The organism is Klebsiella scottii, from assembly GCF_036561945.1.
GTDB classification, from domain to species: domain Bacteria; phylum Pseudomonadota; class Gammaproteobacteria; order Enterobacterales; family Enterobacteriaceae; genus Klebsiella; species Klebsiella scottii.
Map to the genome: position 1 here is coordinate 2643505 of NZ_JARXNI010000020.1, position 24018 is coordinate 2667522.

Sequence of the window (24018 nt, forward strand, 5' to 3'; positions counted from 1 at the left end):
ACCACCAATTTGGTCTGTGTCACACTTTTTCGTTCTTTGATATGCTATCGTCTTCACATACGATAAGCCTATTGGAGCGAGTCATGAAAGTATTGGTTACAGGTGGTAGCGGTTACATTGGAAGTCATACCTGCGTACAGCTGCTGCTGCAGGGACATGAAGTGATTATTCTCGACAACCTCTGCAACAGTAAGCGCAGCGTGCTGCCGGTGATTGAGCGTCTTGGCGGGAAAAAAGCGACCTTTGTTGAAGGCGATATCCGCAATGAAGCGTTGATGACCGAGATCCTGCACGATCACGCCATTGAGGCGGTGATCCACTTTGCCGGACTGAAAGCCGTCGGCGAATCCGTCGCTAAACCGCTGGAATACTACGACAATAATGTGACCGGCACGTTAAAGTTAGTTTCCGCCATGCGCGCCGCCGGCGTTAAAAACTTTATTTTCAGCTCCTCCGCTACCGTCTACGGCGACCAGCCAAAGATCCCTTACGTTGAAAGCTTCCCGACCGGCACTCCGCAAAGCCCGTATGGCAAAAGCAAGCTGATGGTCGAACAAATTCTTACCGACCTGCAGAAAGCCCAGCCCGAGTGGAGCATTGCGCTGCTGCGCTACTTCAACCCGGTTGGCGCTCACCAGTCCGGGGATATGGGCGAAGATCCGCAGGGCATCCCCAACAACCTGATGCCGTACATTGCGCAGGTGGCGGTGGGCCGTCGCGAATCGCTGGCGGTATTCGGTAATGACTATCCGACCGAAGACGGCACCGGCGTGCGCGACTATATCCACGTTATGGACCTCGCGGACGGTCACGTTGCGGCGATGGAAAAACTGGCCGGTAAGTCAGGCGTGCACGTTTATAACCTTGGCGCAGGCGTTGGCAGCAGCGTCCTTGACGTCATTAATGCCTTCAGCAAAGCCTGCGGCAAACCGATTAACTACCACTTCGCGCCGCGCCGTGAAGGCGATCTCCCGGCCTACTGGGCTGACGCCGAAAAGGCCGACCGTGAACTGAACTGGCGCGTCACGCGCAACCTTGACGAGATGGCACAGGACACCTGGCACTGGCAGTCCCGTCATCCGCAGGGTTACCCAGACTAAGGAACCGTCATGAGCGTATTTAACCCCGTCGACCATCCGCACCGTCGCTATAACCCGTTAACCGGGCAGTGGATTTTGGTTTCCCCGCATCGCGCCAAGCGCCCCTGGCAGGGGGCGCAGGAAACGCCGGCAAAACTGACCTTGCCAGCGCACGATCCGGACTGTTTCCTGTGCCCGGGTAACACCCGCGTCACCGGTGATACCAACCCGAATTACGCCGGCACGTACGTGTTTACTAACGACTTTGCGGCCTTGATGACCGATACTCCGGATGCACCGGAAAGCGACGATCCCCTGATGCGCTGTCAAAGCGCGCGCGGGACCAGCCGGGTCATCTGCTTCTCGCCAGACCACAGCAAAACGCTGCCTGAGCTGAGCGTTGAAGCCCTGGACGGCGTGGTTAAAGCGTGGCAGGAACAGACGGCCGATCTCGGCCAGCACTACCCGTGGGTGCAGGTGTTTGAGAATAAAGGCGCCGCGATGGGTTGCTCCAACCCGCATCCGCACGGCCAGGTCTGGGCCAACAGCTTCCTGCCGAACGAAGCCGAACGCGAAGATCGCCTGCAGAAGGCGCACTACGCCGGGTACGGTTCGCCGATGCTGGTGGATTACGCCCGGCGTGAACTCGCTGACGGCAGCCGCACGGTTGTCGAAACTGAACACTGGCTGGCCGTTGTTCCCTACTGGGCGGCCTGGCCATTTGAGACCCTGCTGCTGCCGAAAGCGCACATCCTGCGCCTGACCGATTTAACCGCCGCACAGCGCACCGACCTTGCGCTGGCGCTGAAAAAGCTGACCAGCCGTTACGACAACCTGTTCCAGTGCTCGTTCCCCTACTCTATGGGCTGGCACGGCGCGCCGTTTAATGGTGAAGACAATAATCACTGGCAGCTACACGCCCACTTTTATCCGCCGCTGCTGCGTTCCGCTACGGTACGCAAATTTATGGTCGGCTACGAAATGCTGGCCGAAACCCAGCGTGACCTGACGGCGGAGCAAGCCGCCGAGCGTCTGCGCGCGGTCAGCGACGTTCATTTTCGCGAATCCGGAGAATAACAATGAGTCTGAAAGAAAAAACCCAAGCCCTGTTTGCCGAGAAATTTGGCTACCCTGCCAGCCACACCATTCAGGCTCCGGGTCGCGTTAATTTGATCGGCGAACATACCGACTATAACGACGGTTTCGTGCTGCCCTGCGCCATTGATTATCAAACGGTCATCAGCTGCGCGCCGCGCACGGACCGCGTGGTACGCGTGATCGCCGCGGATTATGAAAATCAGTCCGACGAGTTTTCGCTGGATGCGAAAATTGTCAGCCACGATAGCCAACAGTGGTCCAACTACGTGCGCGGCGTGGTGAAGCATCTGCAGAAGCGCAACAGCCATTTCGGCGGCGCGGATCTGGTCATTGCCGGAGACGTTCCCCAGGGCGCCGGCTTAAGCTCCTCGGCGTCGCTGGAGGTTGCCGTTGGAACCGTATTCCAGCAGCTCTATCATCTGCCGCTGGACGGCGCGCAAATCGCGCTGAACGGTCAGGAGGCGGAAAACCAGTTCGTCGGCTGTAACTGCGGCATTATGGACCAGCTGATCTCCGCGCTGGGCAAGAAAGACCACGCCCTGCTGATTGACTGCCGCACGCTGGGCACCAAGGCCGTCTCGATGCCGAAAGGCGTGGCGGTGGTGATCATCAATAGTAATTTTAAACGCACCCTGGTCGGCAGCGAATACAATACCCGCCGCGAACAGTGCGAAACCGGCGCGCGCTTCTTCCAGCAGCCGGCGCTGCGTGACGTTACCCTTGCCGAATTCAACGCCGTGGCCGCTGAGCTGGACCCGATCGTTGCTCAGCGCGTTCGCCACGTGCTGACCGAAAACGCCCGCACCGTCGAAGCCGCCAGCGCGTTGGAGAAAGGCGACCTGAAGCGTATGGGCGAACTGATGGCCGAGTCTCACGCCTCGATGCGCGATGATTTTGAAATTACCGTCCCGCAAATTGACGCCCTGGTCGAGATCGTCAAAGCCGCCATCGGCGACAAAGGCGGCGTACGCATGACCGGCGGCGGCTTCGGTGGCTGCATTGTGGCGCTGGTGCCGGAAGAGCTGGTGGATACCGTTCAGCAGGCCGTTGCCGCGCAGTATGAAGCGAAAACCGGTATTAAAGAGACCTTCTACGTTTGCAAACCTTCGCAGGGAGCCGGACAGTGCTAAATCAAACAACAGAACGCGCGCCGGATGGCCAGCCGTGGCAGCTCATTACCTTGCGCAATGACGCCGGGATGGTGGTCACGCTGATGGACTGGGGCGCTACGCTGCTCTCCGCCCAGGTCACTCTGGCTGACGGCAGCGTCCGCGAAGCCCTGCTCGGCTGCGCCTCGCCGGAACAATATACCCGCCAGGCGGCCTATCTCGGCGCCTCGGTCGGTCGCTATGCCAACCGCATCGCCAACAGTCGGTTTGTTCTCGATGGCCATACCGTCAACCTGGTGCCGTCCAATGACGCTGGCCACCAGCTGCACGGCGGGCCGGACGGATTTGATAAGCGCCGCTGGCAGATAGTCAGCGCCGACGAACGCCAGGCGCTGTTTTCACTCTCTTCCGCCGACGGCGACCAGGGATTCCCCGGAGATCTGCAGGCTACGGCGCGCTATCGCCTGACCGACGATAACCGTATTGCCATCGAATATCGCGCCATCGTCGATCGGCCCTGCCCGGTGAATCTGACCAACCACGTCTACTTCAACCTTGATGGTCAGCAGACCGACGTTCGTCAGCATCGGCTGCAGCTCTTCGCCGACCGCTATTTGCCGGTAGAGAGCGACGGCATCCCCGGCGGCGATCTGCGCGACGTTAGCGAAACCAGCTTTGACTTCCGCGAACCTCAGGTGCTGGCGGAGCGGTTCCTGAGCGATGACGATCAGCGCAAGGTGAAAGGCTACGATCATGCGTTTCTGCTGCAGGCGCAGGGCGATGCCGGCCAGCCGGCGGCCCACGTCTGGTCGCAGGATGAAAAGCTGCAGATGACGGTGTACACCTCCGCCCCGGCGCTGCAGTTTTATTCCGGCAACTACCTCGGCGGCACGCCGTCGCGCACGGAACAACCGTACGCAGACTGGCAAGGCCTGGCGCTGGAGAGCGAATTCCTGCCCGACTCGCCAAACCACCCGCACTGGCCGCAGCCGGATTGCGTATTACACCCGGGCGAGGAGTACGTCAGCCTGACGGAATACCAGTTCATCGCCAGATAATGCCCCCGCCCTCCTGATGGAGGGCTTTTTTTCGCCACTTTGGCGTAAATTACGCCACCTGCCGACAAAAATATAACCGCTGATTTACAAGCATCTTACACTGAGCCACTATTTTCGCTATGGTTAGGGATAAGCGTTGCCGTGAGGTAAATCACAGCAATATAATGAGAATAGTTATCAATCAATAAACGCATACACCGCAGCATTCGGGTTGTATCGATTCGGCCGCTGAGTGAGTCCCGCAAAACATAGTCTCGCTATGCTCGCAGGGGGAACGAAGGCGGCTGCTGAGCCACAGCGCGAAGGACGGCGTGTTGTATTGAGGAGTGAGAGAATGGCTGTAACTAAGCTGGTACTGGTCCGTCACGGCGAAAGCCAATGGAACAACGAAAACCGTTTCACCGGTTGGTACGATGTCGATCTGTCCGAAAAAGGCGTGGGTGAAGCAAAAGCGGCAGGTAAACTGCTGAAAGAGGAAGGCTTCAGCTTCGACTTTGCTTATACCTCTGTGCTGAAACGTGCCATCCATACCCTGTGGAACGTGCTGGACGAACTGGATCAGGCCTGGCTGCCGGTTGAGAAATCCTGGAAACTGAACGAACGCCACTACGGCGCTTTGCAGGGTCTGAACAAAGCCGAAACCGCTGAGAAATACGGTGACGAGCAGGTTAAGCAGTGGCGCCGTGGTTTTGCCATTACGCCGCCAGAGCTGACCAAAGACGACGAGCGCTTCCCGGGCCACGATCCGCGTTATGCGAAACTGACCGATGCCGAGCTGCCGGTCACTGAAAGCCTGGCGCTGACCATCGAGCGCGTGGTGCCTTACTGGAATGAAACCATTCTGCCGCGTCTGAAAAGCGGTGAGCGCGTCATTATTGCCGCTCACGGTAACTCCCTGCGTGCGCTGGTGAAGTACCTCGACAACATGGGCGAAGAAGAGATCCTCGAACTGAATATCCCGACCGGCGTGCCGCTGGTATATGAGTTCGATGAAAACTTTAAGCCGATCAAACATTACTATCTGGGCAATGCTGATGAAATCGCTGCCAAAGCGGCGGCGGTAGCGAACCAGGGTAAAGCGAAGTAATTTTCGCCGGTATAAAAAAAGCGTGGATTGCTCCACGCTTTTTTATTTGCCCTTAATCCCGGCGTCGCGACGCGCGGTCGGGCAATGAACACGCTACCCGCGGCGGGCTTTCACCGCATCCGCCAGCTGGCGCAGGATAATATCCGTGTCTTCCCAGCCAATGCAGGCATCGGTCACGCTCTTACCATAGGTCAGCGGCTCTCCGCTCTCCAGGCTCTGGCTACCTTCCACCAGGTGGCTTTCAATCATCACGCCCATAATCGCCTGCTCGCCGCCGGCAATCTGCTGGCAGACATCGCTCCCCACGTCCATTTGTCTTTTAAACTGTTTGCTGGAGTTGGCGTGGCTGAAATCGATCATGATCTGCGCCGGCAGACCCGCTTTCGCCAGCCCAACCTTCACTTCAGCAACGTGCTTCGCGCTGTAGTTTGGTTCTTTACCCCCGCGCAGAATGATATGGCAGTCGCTGTTGCCGCTGGTGTTCACAATCGCCGAATGACCCCACTTGGTCACCGACAGGAAGCAGTGCGGCGCGCCGGCGGCGTTGATGGCATCAATAGCGACTTTAATCGTCCCGTCGGTACCGTTTTTAAATCCAACCGGGCATGAGAGGCCTGAGGAGAGCTCGCGGTGAACCTGTGATTCGGTGGTACGCGCGCCGATTGCGCCCCAGCTCATCAGGTCAGCGACGTACTGGGGGGTGATCATATCAAGGAATTCGCCCGCCGCCGGCAGACCGCTGTCGTTAATCTCCAGCAGCAGCTTACGCGCAATGCGCAGACCGTCGTTGATGCGGAAGCTGTTATCCATATGCGGATCGTTGATCAGCCCCTTCCAGCCGACGGTAGTGCGCGGTTTCTCGAAATAGACGCGCATCACCACTTCCAGCTCGCCTTTCAGCTCTTCTCGCAGGGTCAGCAGGCGCTCAGCGTACTCTTTCGCCGCCGCCGTATCGTGAATAGAGCAGGGCCCAATAACAACCAGCAGACGATCGTCGTTGCCCTTGAGGATCTGGTGGATCGCTTTACGAGCATGCGCCACGGTATTAGCAGCATTTTCGGTCGCGGGGAATTTTTCGAGAAGCGCAACGGGAGGGAGTAATTCGTTGATCTCTTTAATGCGTAAATCGTCGTTCTGATAATTCATTTTCTTTCCAGCTCTGCCATCTTATCTATTTAAATGCAATCCCCCCAATCTATATCTTCATTCAAAAAGTGTAAACGTGATTTTACAGTGACAACAGATTAATCCTGAAAATAGATTAAAAAACGCAATAAAGCAGCGAAAAACAGGTCATGAACTACAATTTTTAACTGTTAAGACCAATCTTCACGCCACTAATCAGTATTCCGTGCTGATGTAACTTATTGATGTGAAGCTTTTAACCGTAGAGAGCGCGTGAACTCTGGCACATGCACTGTTGGAAGAGGTTATCCGACATATCGACCATAACAGGAGCATCCTATGAAAATGACCATCCTCACCCCACTCTTTTTAGCCGCTACCCTTGGCCTGAGCAGCGCCGCCGCGCTGGCAGCAGATACGGGCGCCCAGTCCAACAACGGACAGGCCAACGCTTCCGCCGATGCCGGGCAGGTCGCGCCTGATGCCCGCGCCAACGTCGCGCCAAACAAGGTTGATAACGATAAGATCAACTCTGGCGACAAGATGCTCAACTCCGACGGTTCAACCATGAACCATGACGGAATGACCAGCGACGAAGCCCATAAAAATGCGATGTGCAAGGACGGCCGCTGCCCGGAAAGCACCCCAGGCGATAACGGTAGCAAAACGGACGGGACGACGCAGTAGCATCCGCGCCTGAAAACAGGGGGAGCCGCGGCTCTCCTTTTTTATTTTATTCACCGAAAATCGGTATGATGTCATACAGTAATAATGAGAATAATCAGGGGATGACACCATGGCGCACTCGCATAATTCACCTCAGCAGCCGCAGGATAATAACGCTCGCCGCCTGCTGCTGGCCTTTATCGTCACCGCCGGCTTTATGGTGGTTGAAGCCGTTGGCGGCGCGCTCTCAGGCTCTCTGGCGCTGCTGGCCGACGCCGGCCATATGCTGACCGACTCCGCCGCCCTGCTCTTCGCCCTGCTGGCCGTCCGTTTTGCCAGCCGTCCACCTAACGCCCGGCATACCTTTGGCTGGCTGCGTCTGACGACCCTCGCCGCCTTCGTTAACGCCATCGCGCTGGTGGTCATTACCATCCTTATCGTATGGGAAGCGATTCAGCGCTTTAATCATCCGCAGCCCGTCGCCGGTGCGGCCATGATGATCATCGCCGTTGCCGGGCTGCTGGCCAATATTCTGGCCTTCTGGATCCTTCACCGCGGCAGCGAGGAGCGCAACCTTAACGTTCGCGCCGCGGCGCTGCACGTGCTGGGCGATTTACTTGGTTCAGTGGGCGCGATTATCGCCGCGATAGTGATTTTAACCACCGGCTGGACGCCGATTGACCCGATTTTGTCGGTGCTGGTTTCCTGCCTGGTGCTGCGCAGCGCCTGGCGGCTGCTGCAGGAGAGCCTGAACGAGCTGCTGGAGGGGGCGCCGCGTTCGCTGGATGTTGACGGTCTGAAGCGTGATTTACGCCGTTCGGTTGTCGAGGTCCGCGACGTGCACCATGTTCACGTCTGGCTGGTCGGGGAAAAAACGGTGATGACGCTGCACGTACAGGTCGTCCCTCCGCACGATCACGACGCCCTGCTGAATCGTATCCAGGCATTTTTGCACCACAAGTACGACGTTGAGCACGCGACCGTGCAGATGGAGTATCAGCCCTGCAGCGGCCCGGAATGCCGTCTTAACATGACTCACTCCGGGCACGCCCATCAGCATCATCACTAGCGAGAAAACGCGTGAGAACCCCGCTCACGCGCGCTGTTGATCCACATCCGGCTGCCGTTGACGGCTATAAAGGTCAGCAGCAGGTATTCCAGCGACATCGCGTAGACGCCCTGCCGCGCAAAAATGACCACGCTGATCACGTTAATAATCACCCACAGCAGCCAGTTCTCAACGTATTTGCGGGTCATCAGGATCATGGCTGCGATCGACAGCACCATCATGCAGGAGTCCCAGAACGGGAAGGCATCCGGCTGTAGCTCCGGCATGGCGACCTGCAGTCCCAGCCCCTGCATCAGCGTCACCGCCACCCGCGTCAGGAACGCGAATACCGGATCGATAAATACCGTCATCAGGCCAATCGCCACCACGCACGCCGCCAGCCAGCCCAGAGCTTTGGGTAGAGGTAGCCAGCGGATTTGCAGCGCGGCCTCATGGCTGCTGGTCTGCCGCGACCAGGCGTACCAGCCGTAGACGTTGGCCACGAAGAAAAATACCTGCAGCAGCAGGCTGGCATAGAGCTGGATCTGAAAGAAGATAATGGCAAACAGGGTGACGTTAATTAGCCCAAATGCATAGTTGCCGATCTTTTCCAGACTCGCCAGCCAGATGCATAGCAGCCCGGCAATCGTCCCTATGGCCTCAATCCAGGATAAGTCATATCCCCCGGCGCCAATGGGTATATGTACCAAAATATTCTGTGTACTTAAAAAATCCATCTTTTCCCCAGAGCGTATTGCACGCGTTGTCGGTTATCCCCGTAGTGTAGCCGCAAAATCCAGCATTCTGTTAAGCGGAATTAATGCGCCGGTACGCAGCTGCTCATCAACCTGAATCTCGTGCGCTGCTCCGCCATGTTCCAGACCTTCAGCAATCGCCTTCAGACCGTTCATCGCCATCCACGGGCAGTGGGCGCAGCTGCGGCAGGTTGCCCCTTCGCCGGCCGTCGGCGCTTCCAGCAGCTCTTTCTCCGGCACTGCCTGCTGCATTTTATAGAAGATACCGCGGTCGGTGGCGACAATCAGCTGGCGCTGAGGTAGCGTTCTGGCCGCATTGATTAGCTGGCTGGTTGACCCCACGGCATCGGCCATATCCACAATCGACTGCGGCGATTCAGGATGAACCAGCACCGCGGCGTCAGGGTACAGCGCCTTCATTCTGCTCAGCGCCTGGGTTTTAAATTCATCGTGCACAATACAGGCGCCCTGCCAGCACAGAACGTCTGCGCCCGTCTGTTTCTGTACGTAATTGCCCAGGTGGCGGTCCGGCGCCCAAATGATTTTTTCGCCCAGGCTATCAAGATGCTCGATCAGCTCAACCGCAATGCTGGAGGTCACCACCCAGTCAGCGCGGGCTTTAACCGCCGCGGAGGTATTGGCGTAGACCACCACGGTGCGGTCAGGATGCGCATCGCAAAACTGACTGAACTCATCAATGGGACAGCCCAGATCGAGGGAGCACTCGGCGTGAAGCGTCGGCATCAGGATCGTTTTTTCCGGGCTAAGGATTTTTGCCGTTTCGCCCATAAAACGCACGCCGGCAACCAGCAGCGTGGATGCCGGGTGGCGGGCGCCAAAGCGCGCCATTTCAAGAGAGTCAGAGATGCACCCGCCGGTCTCTTCCGCCAGCTGCTGAATTTCAGGGTCAGTATAGTAGTGGGCAACCATGACCGCATCCCGTTCGCGCAGCAGGCGCTTGATCTTTTCACGATAAAAGTGCTTTTCATCGCGGTTCAACGGCATCGGCTTGGGCGGGAAAGGATAAATCGCCGTTTCAGGGTCAAACATTACGCTCATCATGCAATCTCGTTTTACTGGCTTAACTCAAAGACCGTTAAAATGCCTTCACGCGGCACCGGGACGGCCGTAGTGTTTTATATGCTAAACAAGATAGCCGATTGTACAGAAAATGTCGTGGGGAATTTATCTGCGGGAAAAGGGATAAAGCTGCGGGTTGAATATTATAAATTGCCGATAGCAAAAAGGCGCCTTTAGGGCGCCTTTTTACACTGGTGGGTCGTGCAGGATGACTCGCTTGCGCTCGCCCTACTGGCCGTTGCCGTGCAACGTTATCCTTCACGCTTAACATCTGAGTAAGACATTAAAATTGGTGGGTCGTGCAGGATTCGAACCTGCGACCAATTGATTAAAAGTCAACTGCTCTACCAACTGAGCTAACGACCCCTTGCGGGTTTACTACTTTAAATCATTCAGGTTGGTGGGTCGTGCAGGATGACTCGCTTGCGCTCGCCCTACGGGCCGCTGCCGCGCAACATTATCCTTCACTGTCTCTACCGGTAAATACCTTAAGCGTTGGTGGGTCGTGCAGGATTCGAACCTGCGACCAATTGATTAAAAGTCAACTGCTCTACCAACTGAGCTAACGACCCGCTCGGGTACTACCTGAATCATTTTTACTCGTCACCAACAAAGTTGGTGGGTCGTGCAGGATGACTCGCTTGCGCTCGCCCTACTGGCCGTTGCCGTGCAACGTTATCCTTCACGCTTAACATCTGAGTAAGACGTTAAAATTGGTGGGTCGTGCAGGATTCGAACCTGCGACCAATTGATTAAAAGTCAACTGCTCTACCAACTGAGCTAACGACCCGAGTGGTGGGTGATGACGGGATCGAACCGCCGACCCCCTCCTTGTAAGGGAGGTGCTCTCCCAGCTGAGCTAATCACCCGATACTACGCTGGATACTGCTACTAACTAAGCGAGTTAGTGGTGGGTCGTGCAGGATGACTCGGCTTCGCCTTGCCCTACGGGCCGTTGCTAATGCAACGTTATCCTTCACGTTTTACTATCGCGTTCCACCAGAACGATTGGTGGGTCGTGCAGGATTCGAACCTGCGACCAATTGATTAAAAGTCAACTGCTCTACCAACTGAGCTAACGACCCACTTTTTTCGTCGCTTCAGGCTTGTTCGATATCCCGTGGCAACGGCGGCATATATTACTGATTTAAGAATTCAGCGCAACAAGTATTTCGATAAAAAACATCTGACTGCTTAGGATTCATGCGACACGACCAGAAATACTGCAATTTCTGGTCATGGCATAATCATCCGAGCGCGTTAAGACGTTTCTGAGCTTGTTTCGCGCCATCGGTACCGGGAAATTTACCGACTACCTGCTGGTAAACTGCCTTCGCTTTTGCGGTATCACCTTTGTCCTGCATGATCACGCCGACTTTAAACATCGCATCCGGCGCTTTTGGGGATTTAGGGTAATTCTTCACCACCGAAGCGAAATAGTAGGCCGCATCGTCCTTTTTCCCCTTGTTGTAATTCAACTGACCGAGCCAGTAGTTGGCGTTCGGTTGATACGTTGAGTCCGGGTACTTCTTGACGAAATTCTGAAACGCAGCCATGGCGTCATCCTGGCGGGACGAATCCTTCACCAGCGCAATAGCGGCGTTGTAATCGGTGTTCGCATCTCCGGTCAGCGCCGGAACGCCAGAGTTCGCCGCTGGTGCCGCCGTAGCGGCCGCTGCGCCCTGCCCGTCGCCAGACGATGCCGCCGGCGTCTGCGCATCCGTCGCCGCCCCGCCGCTGCTCATCCCGTTAATTTGCAGCAGGATCTGTTTCTGGCGCTCAACAACCTGATTAAGCTGATACTGACTTTCCTGAATCTGACCGCGCAGGGAATCAATATCGTTCTGGTTATCGGAGAGCTGTTGCTGAAGTTGGGTTAAAAGCTGACTGTGAGCATTAGAAATACGCTCGAGTTGAGTGACGCGGTCTTCGACCGAGCCTGAGCCGACACTACTGATTGGCGCCTGAGCAAAAGCGGCCCAGGGGGCCGCTATGCCAACCAGTAACGACAGACTCAACAGATGATGTCTGAAGTTACTGCTCATGCAATTCTCTTAGTAAACCAGTACGGCGCGACGGTTTTTAGCGTAAGCCGCTTCGTCATGGCCCAGTACTGCAGGTTTTTCTTTACCGTAAGAAACGATGGAGATCTGGTCAGCAGAAACACCTTTGCCCTGCAGATACATCTTAACGGCGTTAGCACGACGCTCGCCCAGAGCGATGTTGTATTCCGGAGTACCGCGCTCATCCGCGTGACCTTCAACGGTCACTTTATAGGACGGGTTGCTACGCAGGAAGTTAGCGTGCGCATCCAGCATTGCAGCGAAGTCAGAACGGATATCGTACTTGTCCAGATCGAAGTAAACGATGTTGTTCTGCTGCAGCTGCTGCATTTGCAGACGAGCTTGCTCTTCAGAAGACATGTTGCCGCCGTTAGCGTTAGCATCCATACCAGTGCCGGCACCCAGCATGCCTTCACCGCTCTGGTCGTTGCTGGCGTTCTTGTTGGAAGAACACGCCGCGATTGCCATAACCGGCAGAGCGATCATCAGCCCTTTCAGCACTTTGTTCAGTTGCATTTCTTTGATTCCTTTAATAATCAATTATTTATTATCACAGATACGGAGACCAGGCAGGGAATTTTACCTGTCCATCAGTCGCCGGAAGACGCGCTTTGAAACGCCCATCTGTAGAAACCAGATTCAGCACGGATCCCATCCCCTGAGAAGAGCTGTAGATAACCATAGTGCCGTTAGGTGCCAGACTTGGCGTTTCATCCAGGAACGTTGACGACAGAACTTGTACGCCACCCGCTACCAGATCTTGTTTGGCAATGTGCTGCTGGCCGCTGGCCGAGCTCACCATTACCATAAATTTACCGTCGCTGCTGACATCCGCATCCTGGTTTTGCGAACCTTCCCAGGAAATACGCTGCGGAGTACCGCCGCCGACGCTGACTTTGTACACCTGCGGACGACCGGTCTGGTCAGAAGTAAAGGCCAGGTTCTGGCTGTCCGGGAACCAGGTTGGTTCGGTGTTGTTGCTGCGACCGTTGGTCACCTGACGAATCTGACCAGAGCCCAGATCCATCACGTACAGGTTCAGGCTACCGGTTTTCGACAGCGCGAAGGCCAGCTTGCTACCGTCAGGCGAGAATGCCGGTGCGCCGTTATGCTGCGGGAACGAGGCAATCTGACGCACCGCTCCGTTGGCCAGAGTCTGCACGACCAGCGCAGAACGACCGCTTTCGAAAGTGACGTAAGCCAGTTTAGAACCGTCCGGAGACCATGCCGGAGACATCAGCGGCTGCGGAGAACGGTGGACGACAAACTGGTTGTAGCCGTCGTAGTCGGAGACGCGCAGCTCATACGGGAACTGGCCGCCATTGGTCTGGACAACGTAAGCAATACGGGTACGGAACGCGCCCTTAATCGAGGTCAGCTTCTCAAATACCGCATCGCTGGCGGTATGACCCGCATAGCGAAGGTACTGTTTAGTCACCTTATAGGAGTTCTGCGCCAGAATCGTGCCCGGCGCACCGCCGGTGTCGACCAGCTGGTAGGCTACGTTGTAAGAACCGTCCGGGTTTGGCGTAACCTGGCCGACGACTACGGCGTCAATGCCCAGCGCGGACCATGCGGCAGGTTGAACTTCCTGCGCGGTTCCCGGCTGCTGAGGCAGACGCGAGCGATCCAGCGGGTTGAATTTACCGCTGTTGCGCAGGTCAGCCGCCACCACACCGCCAATATCTTCAGGTGCAGCACCCCGCCCGGCCCACTGGAACGGTACAACGCCGATCGGGCGTGCCGAGTCCACCCCTTGGGTGATCTCGATACGTACTTCTGCGTGCAGCACAGCCGCCCACAGCATTAAAAAACCAAATGCTACTCGTAATGCCTGCTTCATCATATCTCCCTTATCCGGGCGGAAAGCCCACGATAATTTAGCAGAATGTTAACAAACTCAAATACACAAAACTACCAAAACCCGGTGACAACCATAGATTGTTTTGCCCCGTTTGCACGGGGAAAACTATTACAGTTTAAAGTCTAGTTTGGCATCTTTTATTTTCTCATAAACTGCCTGGCTAGGTGGTTTCGGAATCCTCGCCGTTTTGGCCGCCGTCAATGCAGCCTGGCAAAGAGCCGGATCCCCACCTTCCTGTTGTATATCAAGCAATTGACCATCAGGCCCCAGCTTAATATGCAGCACACAAGACTTTCCTGCATACAAATCAGCACCGTACAAACGGCTCTGAATAGCATTACGAATCTGCGACGCGTAGCCGCTGATATCTGCGCCAGACGCCCCGCCGTTGCTGCCCGAAGTGCCGGTTGCATTCGCCGGCTGCCCCTGACCTTTCGCTCCGCCACCTTTCGGCGCATTCTTACCCGAACTCAGATCGCCGAGCAGGTCGTCAACGCCGTCAGCTTCTTTAGCTGCCGCGGCTTTCTTCGCGGCGGCGGCTTTACCGGCTGCGGCCTTCGCTGCGGCGGCCTTAGCCGCTTTTTCTGCGGCAGCTTTTTCCGCGGCCTCGGCTTTGGCTGCCGCTGCTTTCTCTGCAGCCGCTGCAGCTTTATCTGCCGCGGCTTTTTCAGAGGCGGCTTTGGCTGCAGCCGCTTTCTCTGCCGCAGCCTTCTCGGCGGCGGCCTGTTTAGCCGCGTCCTGCTGTGCTTTCTTCTCAGCCTGCTGCTGCGCTTTTTTCGCCGCGTCGGCTTCAGCTTTCTTCTGCGCGTCTGCCGCAGCTTTCGCCTCGGCTTTCTTCTGCGCGTCCGCTGCAGCTTTCGCCGCTTCCGCTTCCGCCTGCTTTTTCGCATCAGCGGCGGCCTTGGCTGCGGCAGCTTCCGCTACTTTAGCCTGAGCATCCGCCTTCGCTTTTGCATCGGCGGCGGCTTTCGCAGCCGCTTCCTGCGCTTCTTTCGCCTGAGCGTCAGCCTTCGCTTTCGCCGCTGAAGCCGCTTTCTCTGCGGCTTCTTCAGCCTGCTTCTGCTGTTCTTTCGCTTCTTTAGCCGCTTCCTGAGCCTGCAGGCGGTCCTGCTCCAGCTGCTTCAGGCGCTCCTGCTCTGCGGCTTGTTTTTCACGCAGCTCTTCGGCCTGCTGCTGAGCCTGCTTTTCGCGTTGCTCTGCGGCGCGGCGCGAACTGGCCTGCTGCTGCTGCTGACGGTTGTAGTTGTTAACGACCGCCCCAGGATCGACCATCACCGCATCAATAGAAGAGCCTCCTCCTCCACCGGATGAGGTATCCAGATGCTCATCGAACGAACTCCAGATCAGCAGCGCGATCAGAAAGATGTGCAGCACGACTGAAACTATGATGGCTCGTTTAAGCTTGTCGTTTTGTTCGGTTGCCTTTGACACTATCGGTTCCCAAAAACTGTTCGCCTGTTCCCGCTCTTCTCGCAGGCGACGAGCCTGTTTCTCTCGTCGCCTGCGTCCTGCGGGCGCACATATCTGAAGCGATTAAATAGGCTTGGTCATTAAGCCAACCGATTTAACCCCTGCGCTATGCAACAGGTTAAGCGCTTTAATAATTTCATCGTAAGGTACGTCCTTCGCACCGCCGATCAGGAACACCGTTTTCTCATTGGCCTCGAGTCGGCGCTTCGCTTCGGCAATAACCTGCTCCGGCGGCAGCTGCGACAGCGTTTCCTGGCCAACTTTCACGCTGTACTGCCCGACGCCGGAAACTTCAACGATCACCGGCGGTTCGTCGTTGCTTTTAACCGCCTGCGATTCGGTAGCATCCGGCAGGTCGACCTCTACGCTCTGCGTAATGATCGGCGCTGTTGCCATAAAGATCAGCAGCAGCACCAACAAGACATCCAGCAGCGGAACGATGTTGATCTCGGACTTCAGTTCGCGACGTCCGCGTCCACGAGCTCTGGCCATGGCTTACCCCTTATTGCTTTCGCTGCTGGTAAAAGCCTGACGGTGCAGAATCGCGGTGAACTCTTCCATAAAGTTGTCGTAGTTCAGTTCAAGTTTGTTCACCCGCTGGTTCAAACGGTTATAGGCCATTACCGCCGGGATTGCGGCAAACAGACCGATTGCCGTGGCGATAAGCGCTTCGGCGATACCCGGCGCAACCATCTGCAGAGTCGCCTGTTTCACCGCCCCGAGAGCGATAAAGGCGTGCATAATCCCCCAAACGGTACCAAACAGGCCGATATAAGGGCTGATGGAGCCGACTGTTCCCAGGAACGGGATATGCGTTTCCAGGGTTTCCAGTTCGCGGTTCATGGAGATGCGCATAGCGCGCGAGGCCCCTTCGACCACCGCCTCAGGCGCATGGCTGTTGGCGCGATGCAGGCGGGCAAATTCTTTGAAACCACTGTAGAAAATCTGTTCCGAACCGACCAGATTATCGCGACGCCCTTGGCTTTCCTGATACAGGCGAGAAAGCTCAATACCCGACCAGAACTTATCTTCAAAGGCCTCAGCCTCGCGGGTTGCGGTATTGAGGATACGCGTTCTCTGAATAATAATAGCCCAGGAAGCGATAGAAAAACCAATCAAAATCAACATGATAAGTTTAACCAGAAGGCTGGCCTTCAGGAACAAATCAAGGATATTCATGTCAGTCACTGCTTAAACTCCGCGACAATAGACTTGGGAAGCGCACGAGGCTTCATTAAGAGTGGATCAACGCACACAATGAGAACCTCAGCTTCGTTTAACACTGTATTCTCGGCGTTGACGATTCGCTGCGTGAAGACCAATGAGGTGCCTCGCATCGAAGATATTTCCGTCTGGATTTCGAGCATGTCGTCGAGTCTGGCGGGCGCAAAATATTCAAGCGTCATTTTGCGAACCACGAAGGCAACTCGCTCAGCCAACAAAACCTGCTGACTGAAGTGATGGTGACGCAGCATCTCCGTACGTGCTCTTTCATAAAAAGCGACGTAGCTGGCGTGGTAAACCACACCACCGGCATCGGTATCTTCGTAGTAGACCCGAACCGGCCATCGAAACATATACTTATTCATTCCTGCTGCCTCTTTGTTGGCTTCGTCCGCTCACGCCAGTCACTTACTCTTGTAAGCTCCCGGTGAGTTGCGTACCTGCCGCCGCGATGCATTGAGAATGCCGTTGTATATCGCGTTGTGTTCACTTTACATCCCGGTAATGCAAAAAAAGATTAGTGCTTTCAAACTTCGCTACTATACGCGCGGGAATCGTGGTTTGGAATGGGAGAAAGTAAACGGCGAGTAAATTTTTATGGGCTTATGCAAGCCCATGAGGTTACCAGAGTTCTCTTATACTTTTATCGTTCAAAAGAAGAAAAAGAAAAGCCCTGTAATGAGGACAATGTCAGCGATGAGTGGACAGAAAATCCCCTGCCAGAAGACGGCGCGCGGACGAAAGCCCACGCCGTGGATAACGCCGGCGCAAACGGCCCACATCAGCAGGAAACCATGCCAGATTTCAAGCTCGCTGGTTTTCGCCGCAAAGCGCGACGGGTCCCAGAAAATGCAGCCTGCCAGCAGCAGCGCCATCAGCAGAGAAAGCGCCCTGAGCGGGCGCTTATCCATTATCGCATAGATATATTTTATCATTCGTGTTGCCTCCTTGTTGGCTATGCCCGCTCACCCCAGTCGCTTACCACCGTAAGCTCCCGGGGATTCCCTGGCTTGCCGCCTCGATGCAACCCGACTGATTTCGTATATCGCGTTGCGATAACTATCATCAGTGTTCTTCTTTACCTGCTTTGGTGGCTTCCACGTGCTCAAGCGCCAGCGCGGTGATAACCCCAAAAGCACAGGCAAGAAGCGTTCCCAAAATCCATGCGAAATACCACATATATATAGCTCCTTACCTTAGTACAGCGAGTGGGTGTTCTTTTCGATGTCTTCTCTGGTGATGCGGCCAAACATTTTCCAGTAACACCAGCTGGTGTAGCCCAGAATAATCGGCACAAAGACAATCGCCACATAGGTCATCAGGTTCAGCGTCATCTGGCTGGAGGTCGCATCCCACATGGTCAGGCTAACGTTCATCATCGTGCTGGAAGGCATGATGAACGGGAACATAGCGATGCCCGCAGTCAGGATGATACACGCCAGCGTGATGGAGGAAGAAACAAACGCCAGAGCGCCCTTCTCCATACGTGAGGTCAGAATAGTCAGCAGCGGCAGCACGACGCCCAGCGCAGGGATCGCCCACAGCGACGGCATGTTATTGAAGTTGACCATCCACGCGCCGGCCTGACGAGCGACTTCTTTAGTCAGCGGGTTAGACGGCGCTGCGCGATCGATAACCGAGGTCACTACGTAACCATCGATACCGTAGACCACCCAAACGCCTGCCAGCAGGAAGCAGACCAGCGTCACCAGTGCCGCAACCTGTGAGGTTACGCGAGCGCGCAGGTGCAGTTCACCGACGGTACGCATCTGCAGATAGGTCGCGCCCTGGGTCAGGATCATCGCCACGCTAACCACGCCGGCCAGCAGACCAAACGGATTCAGCAGCTGGAAGAAGTTACCCGTGTAGTACAGGCGCATATATTCATCCATGTGAAACGGCACGCCCTGCAGCAGGTTACCGAACGCAACGCCGATCACCAGCGGCGGCACGAAGCTACCGATGAAGATGCCCCAGTCCCACATGTTACGCCAGCGGGTGTCCTCAATCTTCGAGCGGTAGTCGAAACCCACCGGACGGAAGAACAGAGACGCCAGCACCAGAATCATTGCCACATAGAAGCCGGAAAACGCTGCGGCATAGACCGTCGGCCAGGCGGCAAACAGCGCGCCGCCCGCGGTAATCAGCCATACCTGGTTTCCGTCCCAGTGCGGGGCAATGGAGTTGATCATGATTCGACGCTCGGTGTCATTACGACCGAGGAAGCGGGTGAGCATCCCCACCCCCATGTCGAAGCCATCGGTGACGGCAAAACCAATCAGCAGAATGCCGATCAGCAGCCACCAGATTAAACGCAATACTTCATAATCGATCATTTGACGACTCCTGTCTTAGCGTGCCGGCTGAGTAGTCGCGGAAGACTGCTCAAAATGGTAGCGACCGGTTTTCAGGCTGCTTGGGCCACGGCGTGCGAATTTGAACATCAGGTACAGCTCCGCCACCAGGAACAGGGTGTACAGACCGCAAATCAGCAACATCGAGAAGATCAGGTCAGCGGCGGTCAGCGAGGAGTTCGCCACGGCGGTCGGCAACACCTCACCTATCGCCCACGGCTGACGGCCATATTCAGCAACGAACCAGCCGGATTCGATGGCAATCCACGGCAGAGGGATCGCGTAAAGCGCGATGCGCAGCAGCCATTTTTTCTCGCCGACCTGATTGCGGATAACCGTCCAGAACGAGGCCGCAATGATACCCAGCATCAGGATGCCGCAGGCAACCATGATACGGAAGGCAAAGTACAGCGGAGCCACGCGAGGGATCGAGTCCTTCGTTGCCAGCGCAATCTGAGCTTCCGTCGCGTCGGAGACGTTAGGCGTATAGCGTTTCAGCAGCAGACCGTAGCCAAGGTCTTTTTTGATGCTATTGAATTCATCACGAACGGCCTGATCTTTCGAACCGGCACGCAGCTCTTCCAGCAGGGTGTAGGCTTTCATCCCGTTGCGAATACGCGCTTCGTGCTGCACCAACAGCTCTTTCAGACCGGTAACCTGCTTATCCACGGAGCGGGTGGCGATAATCCCCAACGCATACGGGATTTGAATCGCGAAGCGGTTTTGCTGCGCATCCTGATCGGGAATACCAAACAGGGTGAAGGCGGCTGGCGCCGGCTGCGTTTCCCATTCGGCTTCGATAGCCGCGAGTTTAGTCTTCTGCACGTCGCCCATTTCGTAACCGGACTCATCGCCGAGTACGATAACGGAGAGAATAGCGGCCATACCGAAGCTTGCCGCGATGGCGAAGGAGCGTTTAGCAAAGGCGAAGTCACGACCGCGCAGCATATAGTAGGAGCTGATGCCCAGCACGAACATCGCGCCGCAGACGTAACCAGAGGCGACGGTGTGGACAAACTTCACCTGAGCGACAGGGTTCAGGACCAGCTCGGAGAAGCTGACCATCTCCATACGCATGGTTTCGAAGTTGAAGTCCGAGGCGATCGGGTTTTGCATCCAGCCGTTAGCAACAAGGATCCACAATGCGGAAAGGTTGGACCCCAGAGCCACCAGCCAGGTCACCGCCATGTGCTGTACTTTGCCCAGACGATCCCAGCCGAAGAAGAACAGACCGACAAAGGTAGATTCAAGGAAGAAGGCCATCAGCCCTTCAATGGCCAGCGGCGCACCGAAGATATCGCCCACGTAGTGAGAGTAATAAGACCAGTTTGTCCCGAACTGGAACTCCATGGTCAAACCGGTTGCTACACCCAGCGCAAAGTTGATACCAAACAACTTGCCCCAGAATTTGGTCATATCTTTATAAATCTGTTTGCCGGAAAGGACGTAAACCGTCTCCATGATGGCCAGCAGGAACGCCATACCGAGCGTCAGTGGCACAAAAAGGAAGTGGTACATCGCGGTCAAGGCAAACTGTAAGCGCGACAGTTCGACTATATCTAACATCATGACTCCTTGCTCATCGCATGAAGACTCCGAGAGTGAACCCCGTTAGAAAGGGTCACACACATGCCCCAATACAAATTTATTTGCGCCCTTTCGCCGCACCCTGTCTTCCTTTAAGAGGAAACGGTAATGGTGAAAAGTTACAAACATGTTAAAAAAACACCCAAATTGATCCCGTGGTTATATTACGCTGCAAATCCCTTACAATAAATAGGTTTTTATTGAGATAAATTTGCGCTTTTCGACAGCGATCAATTTATAGCGAAAATACCGGTTTTCAGCCAATTTGATCGGCGACAATTTAACTCCATTTCTCATTTTTTTCCAACAGTTAAACATTGATTTAAATCAATTTTCATTTTGAATGTTAATTATGTTTACTATGTACAACGCTAGTAAACGGCAGGTTAAAGATATGTTTTGTGAAGGTGTCATCAGTTACTAAAAAATGATAGTCGATTTATTTAAAGCCGGATCGCCTTTTAAGCCGGGGAAACAGTGCCGGGGTTGGCCACTATCGGCAAATAATGTCGCGTAGCTCACGGATTTTTTTTATCAAGTTATTACCCGTTTAATTTCTACTTATTTTATTTATCATTGTTTTTACTTACACTTAACACCGCAGGGAAACTATCGCCGAATCGACAAAATCGGGATACCTCCCCGCCGCCGGCTCCTCAGTTCCGCAAATGCGTAGCGCACCGCCGCTGATGGCGCAAAGAATAATTACGCGCGTTGGCCTACCCTCTCGCCTTCAGCGCCTGCCAACAAAAATGAATATATAACAGACGTTTTCGCTGTTATTACCTACATTAAAAAATGTATCTACCGAAAAACGTAATTCCCTTTGGAAATTTCTTCACGCCGTTTATCACATAATTAAAAAGCAATTCCGCGACGTTATTAAATATTGATTTCACCTCGGCGGTAAAATAACAGCCCGCCTATAAATATAAATTCATGCTTATTTAAAGCGCTGTTCATCGCCCGCACTCCGCAAACAAAAACGGAAGTAACCCTTTGATTACTATTGATTTAACAGGGGTTATTCAAGTATAAAGCCATCGTTCTTTTCGATCGTCGGCGATCCCGAGGGTGGCTCAAAAAAACTAATCCGTGTTATTCGTATTATTACCGCTGAGCATCATAGCCGGCGTGATCGAAAAATTCGAGGATAGCAGAGAGGCTGGCGTAAAAAAGGCCACCGGAAGGTGGCCAACCATGTCGAAACTGGACCAGCCCCGGTCTATTCAATAGCAACCATCAAATAGCAGGGGCCGTTTATTACATTTACTTAATGATAGATTTCAGCGCTTCGCCGATATCTGCCAGGCTACGGACGGTTTTCACACCGGCCGCTTCCAGGGCAGCGAACTTCTCGTCAGCCGTACCTTTACCGCCAGCGATGATGGCGCCAGCGTGGCCCATACGCTTGCCTTTCGGCGCGGTCACACCGGCGATGTAACCTACCACCGGCTTGGTCACGTGCTCTTTGATGTAGGCTGCCGCTTCTTCTTCAGCGCTGCCGCCGATCTCACCGATCATCACGATCGCTTCGGTCTGCGGGTCTTCCTGGAACAGCTTCAGGATATCAATGAAGTTAGAACCCGGGATCGGATCACCGCCGATACCGACGCAGGTAGACTGGCCGAAGCCGTAGTCAGTAGTCTGCTTAACCGCTTCATAGGTCAGCGTACCGGAACGGGAAACGATGCCCACTTTACCCGGCTGATGAATGTGACCCGGCATGATGCCGATTTTGCATGCGCCTGGGGTGATAACGCCCGGGCAGTTAGGGCCGATCATGCGTACGCCAGCTTCATCAAGCTTCACTTTCACGGTCAGCATATCCAGCGTCGGGATACCTTCGGTGATGGTGATGATCAGCTTAATGCCCGCATCAATAGCTTCCAGAATGGAGTCTTTGCAGAACGGAGCCGGTACATAGATAACGGTCGCGGTAGCGCCGGTTGCGTCAACGGCTTCGCGCACGGTGTTGAACACCGGCAGGCCCAGATGCGTGGTGCCGCCTTTGCCCGGCGTAACGCCGCCGACCATTTGCGTACCGTAAGCGATCGCCTGTTCGGAGTGGAAAGTCCCCTGGCTACCGGTGAAGCCCTGGCAGATAACCTTGGTATTTTTATCAATTAAAATGGACATTATTTCCCCTCCACTGCGGCAACAACCTGCTGTGCTGCGTCCGTCAGACTTTTCGCTGCAATAATATTCAGGCCGCTGTCAGCCAGTTTCTTCGCGCCCAGTTCGGCGTTGTTACCTTCCAGACGAACGACCACCGGAACGTTAACGCCAACTTCCTCTACCGCGCCGATAATGCCGTCGGCGATCAGGTCGCAACGCACGATACCGCCGAAGATGTTAACCAGTACGGCCTTAACATTGCTGTCGGAAAGGATGATTTTGAATGCTTCGGTAACGCGCTCTTTGGTTGCGCCGCCGCCAACGTCAAGGAAGTTAGCCGGTTCGCCGCCGTGCAGCTTAACGATGTCCATGGTGCCCATCGCCAGGCCTGCGCCGTTAACCATACAGCCAATGTTGCCGTCCAGAGCAACGTAGTTCAGCTCCCACTGCGCCGCCTGAGCTTCACGCGGGTCTTCCTGAGACTGGTCGCGCATTTCACGCAGATCCGGCTGGCGGAACAGGGCATTGCCATCGGCGCCCAGCTTGCCGTCGAGGCAGATCAGGTCGCCCTGCTTAGTGATTACCAGCGGGTTGATTTCGATCAGCGCCAGGTCGCGCTCCAGGAAGATGGTCGCCAGGCCCATGAATATTTTGGTGAACTGCTGAACCTGCTTACCTTCCAGACCCAGTTTGAACGCCAGCTCACGACCCTGGTAAGGCATCGGGCCCGCCAGCGGGTCGATGGCAATTTTGTGGATCAGGTGCGGAGTTTCTTCCGCCACTTTTTCGATTTCCACGCCGCCTTCGGTGGAAGCCATGAACACTACGCGACGGGAGCTACGGTCAACTACCGCACCAAGATAGAGCTCTTTGGCGATATCGGTCGCAGCTTCAACCAGGATCTGGTTAACCGGCTGGCCGTGCGCATCCGTCTGGTAGGTCACCAGGCGTTTGCCCAGCCAATGTTCAGCAAATGCGCGAATGTCTTCTTTGCTGTTAACTACTTTCACACCGCCCGCTTTACCGCGGCCACCAGCGTGAACCTGACATTTCACTACCCACGGACCCGCACCGATTTTTGAAGCGGCTTCTTCTGCTTCACGCGGAGTAGTACAGGCATAACCCACCGGCGCCGGTAAGCCATAGCGGGCAAACAGTTGTTTCGCCTGATATTCATGTAAGTTCATGTGTTCAGTCCATCCTTCAGGTAATCGTTATCATTTAGTCTGTAAG

23 protein-coding genes and 5 tRNA genes are annotated in these 24018 nt (G+C 55.2%); 7 read left to right on the forward strand and 21 right to left on the reverse strand.

Features of this window, described 5'->3' with window-relative positions; translation table 11 throughout:
- Positions 1-83 precede the first annotated feature (83 nt).
- The 5 genes from galE (at position 84) to gpmA (ending at position 5431) form a co-directional block, all read left to right on the forward strand.
- Entirely contained in the window at positions 84-1100 is a 1017-nt protein-coding gene (gene galE / locus QFI97_RS20085; RefSeq protein ID WP_095095203.1) for a UDP-glucose 4-epimerase GalE, read from the forward strand.
- A gap of 9 nt (positions 1101-1109) precedes the next feature.
- Entirely contained in the window at positions 1110-2156 is a 1047-nt protein-coding gene (gene galT, locus QFI97_RS20090; RefSeq protein WP_095095201.1) for a galactose-1-phosphate uridylyltransferase, read from the forward strand.
- Positions 2157-2158: 2 nt separating this feature from the next.
- A complete protein-coding gene (galK, locus tag QFI97_RS20095) occupies positions 2159-3307 on the forward strand; it encodes a galactokinase (RefSeq protein WP_095095200.1) in 1149 nt (382 codons plus the stop codon).
- Entirely contained in the window at positions 3301-4344 is a 1044-nt protein-coding gene (gene galM / locus QFI97_RS20100) for a galactose-1-epimerase (RefSeq protein WP_346431866.1), read from the forward strand. The genes galK and galM overlap by 7 nt, the downstream gene beginning before the upstream one ends.
- Before the next feature lie 334 nt (positions 4345-4678).
- Entirely contained in the window at positions 4679-5431 is a 753-nt protein-coding gene (gpmA, locus tag QFI97_RS20105) for a 2,3-diphosphoglycerate-dependent phosphoglycerate mutase (protein WP_041144652.1), read from the forward strand.
- Positions 5432-5524: 93 nt separating this feature from the next.
- Here gpmA and aroG read toward each other — a convergent pair whose 3' ends face one another.
- The gene (gene aroG / locus QFI97_RS20110) at positions 5525-6577 is read right to left on the reverse strand and encodes a 3-deoxy-7-phosphoheptulonate synthase AroG (RefSeq protein WP_095095194.1); all 1053 of its coding nucleotides are present in this window, start codon (positions 6575-6577) and stop codon (positions 5525-5527) included.
- Between the two features lie 318 nt (positions 6578-6895).
- Here aroG and QFI97_RS20115 point away from each other — a divergent pair, with 318 nt between their 5' ends.
- Complete coding sequence (locus tag QFI97_RS20115; protein WP_095095191.1) at positions 6896-7243, forward strand: YbgS-like family protein; 348 nt, start codon at positions 6896-6898, stop codon at positions 7241-7243.
- Between the two features lie 109 nt (positions 7244-7352).
- Positions 7353-8291, forward strand: a complete 939-nt coding sequence (zitB, locus tag QFI97_RS20120; protein ID WP_346431867.1) for a CDF family zinc transporter ZitB — start codon at positions 7353-7355, stop codon at positions 8289-8291.
- Here the strand turns inward: zitB and pnuC are convergent.
- From pnuC to sucC, 20 genes are all read right to left on the reverse strand, one after another.
- The gene (gene pnuC, locus QFI97_RS20125; RefSeq protein WP_095095185.1) at positions 8288-9007 is read right to left on the reverse strand and encodes a nicotinamide riboside transporter PnuC; all 720 of its coding nucleotides are present in this window, start codon (positions 9005-9007) and stop codon (positions 8288-8290) included. The genes zitB and pnuC overlap by 4 nt on opposite strands.
- A gap of 33 nt (positions 9008-9040) precedes the next feature.
- On the reverse strand, positions 9041-10084 hold the full coding sequence (gene nadA / locus QFI97_RS20130) for a quinolinate synthase NadA (RefSeq protein WP_095095182.1): 1044 nt from the start codon (positions 10082-10084) through the stop codon (positions 9041-9043).
- Between the two features lie 311 nt (positions 10085-10395).
- A tRNA-Lys gene (locus QFI97_RS20135) sits at positions 10396-10471 on the reverse strand.
- Between the two features lie 130 nt (positions 10472-10601).
- Positions 10602-10677 (reverse strand) — tRNA-Lys (locus QFI97_RS20140).
- A 142-nt stretch (positions 10678-10819) separates the two neighbouring features.
- Positions 10820-10895, reverse strand: a tRNA-Lys gene (locus QFI97_RS20145).
- Between the two features lie 3 nt (positions 10896-10898).
- Positions 10899-10974 (reverse strand) — tRNA-Val (locus QFI97_RS20150).
- Positions 10975-11114: 140 nt separating this feature from the next.
- Positions 11115-11190 (reverse strand) — tRNA-Lys (locus tag QFI97_RS20155).
- A 162-nt stretch (positions 11191-11352) separates the two neighbouring features.
- Positions 11353-12150, reverse strand: a complete 798-nt coding sequence (gene cpoB, locus QFI97_RS20160; RefSeq protein ID WP_095095179.1) for a cell division protein CpoB — start codon at positions 12148-12150, stop codon at positions 11353-11355.
- A 9-nt stretch (positions 12151-12159) separates the two neighbouring features.
- Positions 12160-12684 carry a peptidoglycan-associated lipoprotein Pal gene (pal, locus tag QFI97_RS20165; RefSeq protein WP_004859700.1) on the reverse strand — a complete coding sequence of 175 codons (525 nt, stop codon included), beginning with the start codon at positions 12682-12684 and terminating at the stop codon, positions 12160-12162.
- Between the two features lie 34 nt (positions 12685-12718).
- Positions 12719-14011: a Tol-Pal system beta propeller repeat protein TolB gene (gene tolB, locus QFI97_RS20170; RefSeq protein WP_346431868.1), complete on the reverse strand. Its 1293-nt coding sequence runs from the start codon at positions 14009-14011 to the stop codon at positions 12719-12721.
- Positions 14012-14140: 129 nt separating this feature from the next.
- The gene (gene tolA, locus QFI97_RS20175; protein WP_095095176.1) at positions 14141-15463 is read right to left on the reverse strand and encodes a cell envelope integrity protein TolA; all 1323 of its coding nucleotides are present in this window, start codon (positions 15461-15463) and stop codon (positions 14141-14143) included.
- Between the two features lie 102 nt (positions 15464-15565).
- Positions 15566-15994 (reverse strand): colicin uptake protein TolR, encoded by a 429-nt coding sequence (gene tolR / locus QFI97_RS20180; RefSeq protein ID WP_015367661.1) that lies wholly within the window; start codon positions 15992-15994, stop codon positions 15566-15568.
- A gap of 3 nt (positions 15995-15997) precedes the next feature.
- The gene (gene tolQ / locus QFI97_RS20185; RefSeq protein ID WP_095095173.1) at positions 15998-16690 is read right to left on the reverse strand and encodes a Tol-Pal system protein TolQ; all 693 of its coding nucleotides are present in this window, start codon (positions 16688-16690) and stop codon (positions 15998-16000) included.
- On the reverse strand, positions 16687-17091 hold the full coding sequence (gene ybgC / locus QFI97_RS20190; RefSeq protein WP_041144642.1) for a tol-pal system-associated acyl-CoA thioesterase: 405 nt from the start codon (positions 17089-17091) through the stop codon (positions 16687-16689). The genes tolQ and ybgC overlap by 4 nt, the downstream gene beginning before the upstream one ends.
- Positions 17092-17376: 285 nt before the next feature.
- A complete protein-coding gene (gene ybgE / locus QFI97_RS20195; protein WP_095095170.1) occupies positions 17377-17661 on the reverse strand; it encodes a cyd operon protein YbgE in 285 nt (94 codons plus the stop codon).
- 130 nt (positions 17662-17791) lie between these two features.
- On the reverse strand, positions 17792-17905 hold the full coding sequence (cydX, locus tag QFI97_RS20200) for a cytochrome bd-I oxidase subunit CydX (RefSeq protein ID WP_004100325.1): 114 nt from the start codon (positions 17903-17905) through the stop codon (positions 17792-17794).
- Positions 17906-17922: 17 nt separating this feature from the next.
- A complete protein-coding gene (cydB, locus tag QFI97_RS20205) occupies positions 17923-19062 on the reverse strand; it encodes a cytochrome d ubiquinol oxidase subunit II (protein WP_331850537.1) in 1140 nt (379 codons plus the stop codon).
- Positions 19063-19077: 15 nt separating this feature from the next.
- Positions 19078-20646 (reverse strand): cytochrome ubiquinol oxidase subunit I, encoded by a 1569-nt coding sequence (gene cydA / locus QFI97_RS20210; protein WP_095095162.1) that lies wholly within the window; start codon positions 20644-20646, stop codon positions 19078-19080.
- A 1290-nt stretch (positions 20647-21936) separates the two neighbouring features.
- Positions 21937-22806, reverse strand: a complete 870-nt coding sequence (gene sucD, locus QFI97_RS20215; RefSeq protein WP_041144638.1) for a succinate--CoA ligase subunit alpha — start codon at positions 22804-22806, stop codon at positions 21937-21939.
- Positions 22806-23972: an ADP-forming succinate--CoA ligase subunit beta gene (gene sucC, locus QFI97_RS20220; protein ID WP_095095160.1), complete on the reverse strand. Its 1167-nt coding sequence runs from the start codon at positions 23970-23972 to the stop codon at positions 22806-22808. The genes sucD and sucC overlap by 1 nt, the downstream gene beginning before the upstream one ends.
- Positions 23973-24018 lie beyond the last annotated feature (46 nt).

Coding starts and splice junctions, on each gene's coding strand:
- QFI97_RS20115 (WP_095095191.1), top strand. CDS start 6,896: ATGAAAATGACCATCCTCACCCCACTCTTTTTAGCCGCTACCCTTGGC.
- galE (WP_095095203.1), top strand. CDS start 84: ATGAAAGTATTGGTTACAGGTGGTAGCGGTTACATTGGAAGTCATACC.
- pnuC (WP_095095185.1), bottom strand. CDS start 9,007: ATGGATTTTTTAAGTACACAGAATATTTTGGTACATATACCCATTGGC.
- zitB (WP_346431867.1), top strand. CDS start 7,353: ATGGCGCACTCGCATAATTCACCTCAGCAGCCGCAGGATAATAACGCT.
- galK (WP_095095200.1), top strand. CDS start 2,159: ATGAGTCTGAAAGAAAAAACCCAAGCCCTGTTTGCCGAGAAATTTGGC.
- cydX (WP_004100325.1), bottom strand. CDS start 17,905: ATGTGGTATTTCGCATGGATTTTGGGAACGCTTCTTGCCTGTGCTTTT.
- aroG (WP_095095194.1), bottom strand. CDS start 6,577: ATGAATTATCAGAACGACGATTTACGCATTAAAGAGATCAACGAATTA.
- galT (WP_095095201.1), top strand. CDS start 1,110: ATGAGCGTATTTAACCCCGTCGACCATCCGCACCGTCGCTATAACCCG.
- nadA (WP_095095182.1), bottom strand. CDS start 10,084: ATGAGCGTAATGTTTGACCCTGAAACGGCGATTTATCCTTTCCCGCCC.
- cpoB (WP_095095179.1), bottom strand. CDS start 12,150: ATGAGCAGTAACTTCAGACATCATCTGTTGAGTCTGTCGTTACTGGTT.
- cydA (WP_095095162.1), bottom strand. CDS start 20,646: ATGTTAGATATAGTCGAACTGTCGCGCTTACAGTTTGCCTTGACCGCG.
- tolB (WP_346431868.1), bottom strand. CDS start 14,011: ATGAAGCAGGCATTACGAGTAGCATTTGGTTTTTTAATGCTGTGGGCG.
- sucD (WP_041144638.1), bottom strand. CDS start 22,806: ATGTCCATTTTAATTGATAAAAATACCAAGGTTATCTGCCAGGGCTTC.
- gpmA (WP_041144652.1), top strand. CDS start 4,679: ATGGCTGTAACTAAGCTGGTACTGGTCCGTCACGGCGAAAGCCAATGG.
- ybgE (WP_095095170.1), bottom strand. CDS start 17,661: ATGATAAAATATATCTATGCGATAATGGATAAGCGCCCGCTCAGGGCG.
- tolR (WP_015367661.1), bottom strand. CDS start 15,994: ATGGCCAGAGCTCGTGGACGCGGACGTCGCGAACTGAAGTCCGAGATC.
- ybgC (WP_041144642.1), bottom strand. CDS start 17,091: ATGAATAAGTATATGTTTCGATGGCCGGTTCGGGTCTACTACGAAGAT.
- cydB (WP_331850537.1), bottom strand. CDS start 19,062: ATGATCGATTATGAAGTATTGCGTTTAATCTGGTGGCTGCTGATCGGC.
- sucC (WP_095095160.1), bottom strand. CDS start 23,972: ATGAACTTACATGAATATCAGGCGAAACAACTGTTTGCCCGCTATGGC.
- pal (WP_004859700.1), bottom strand. CDS start 12,684: ATGCAACTGAACAAAGTGCTGAAAGGGCTGATGATCGCTCTGCCGGTT.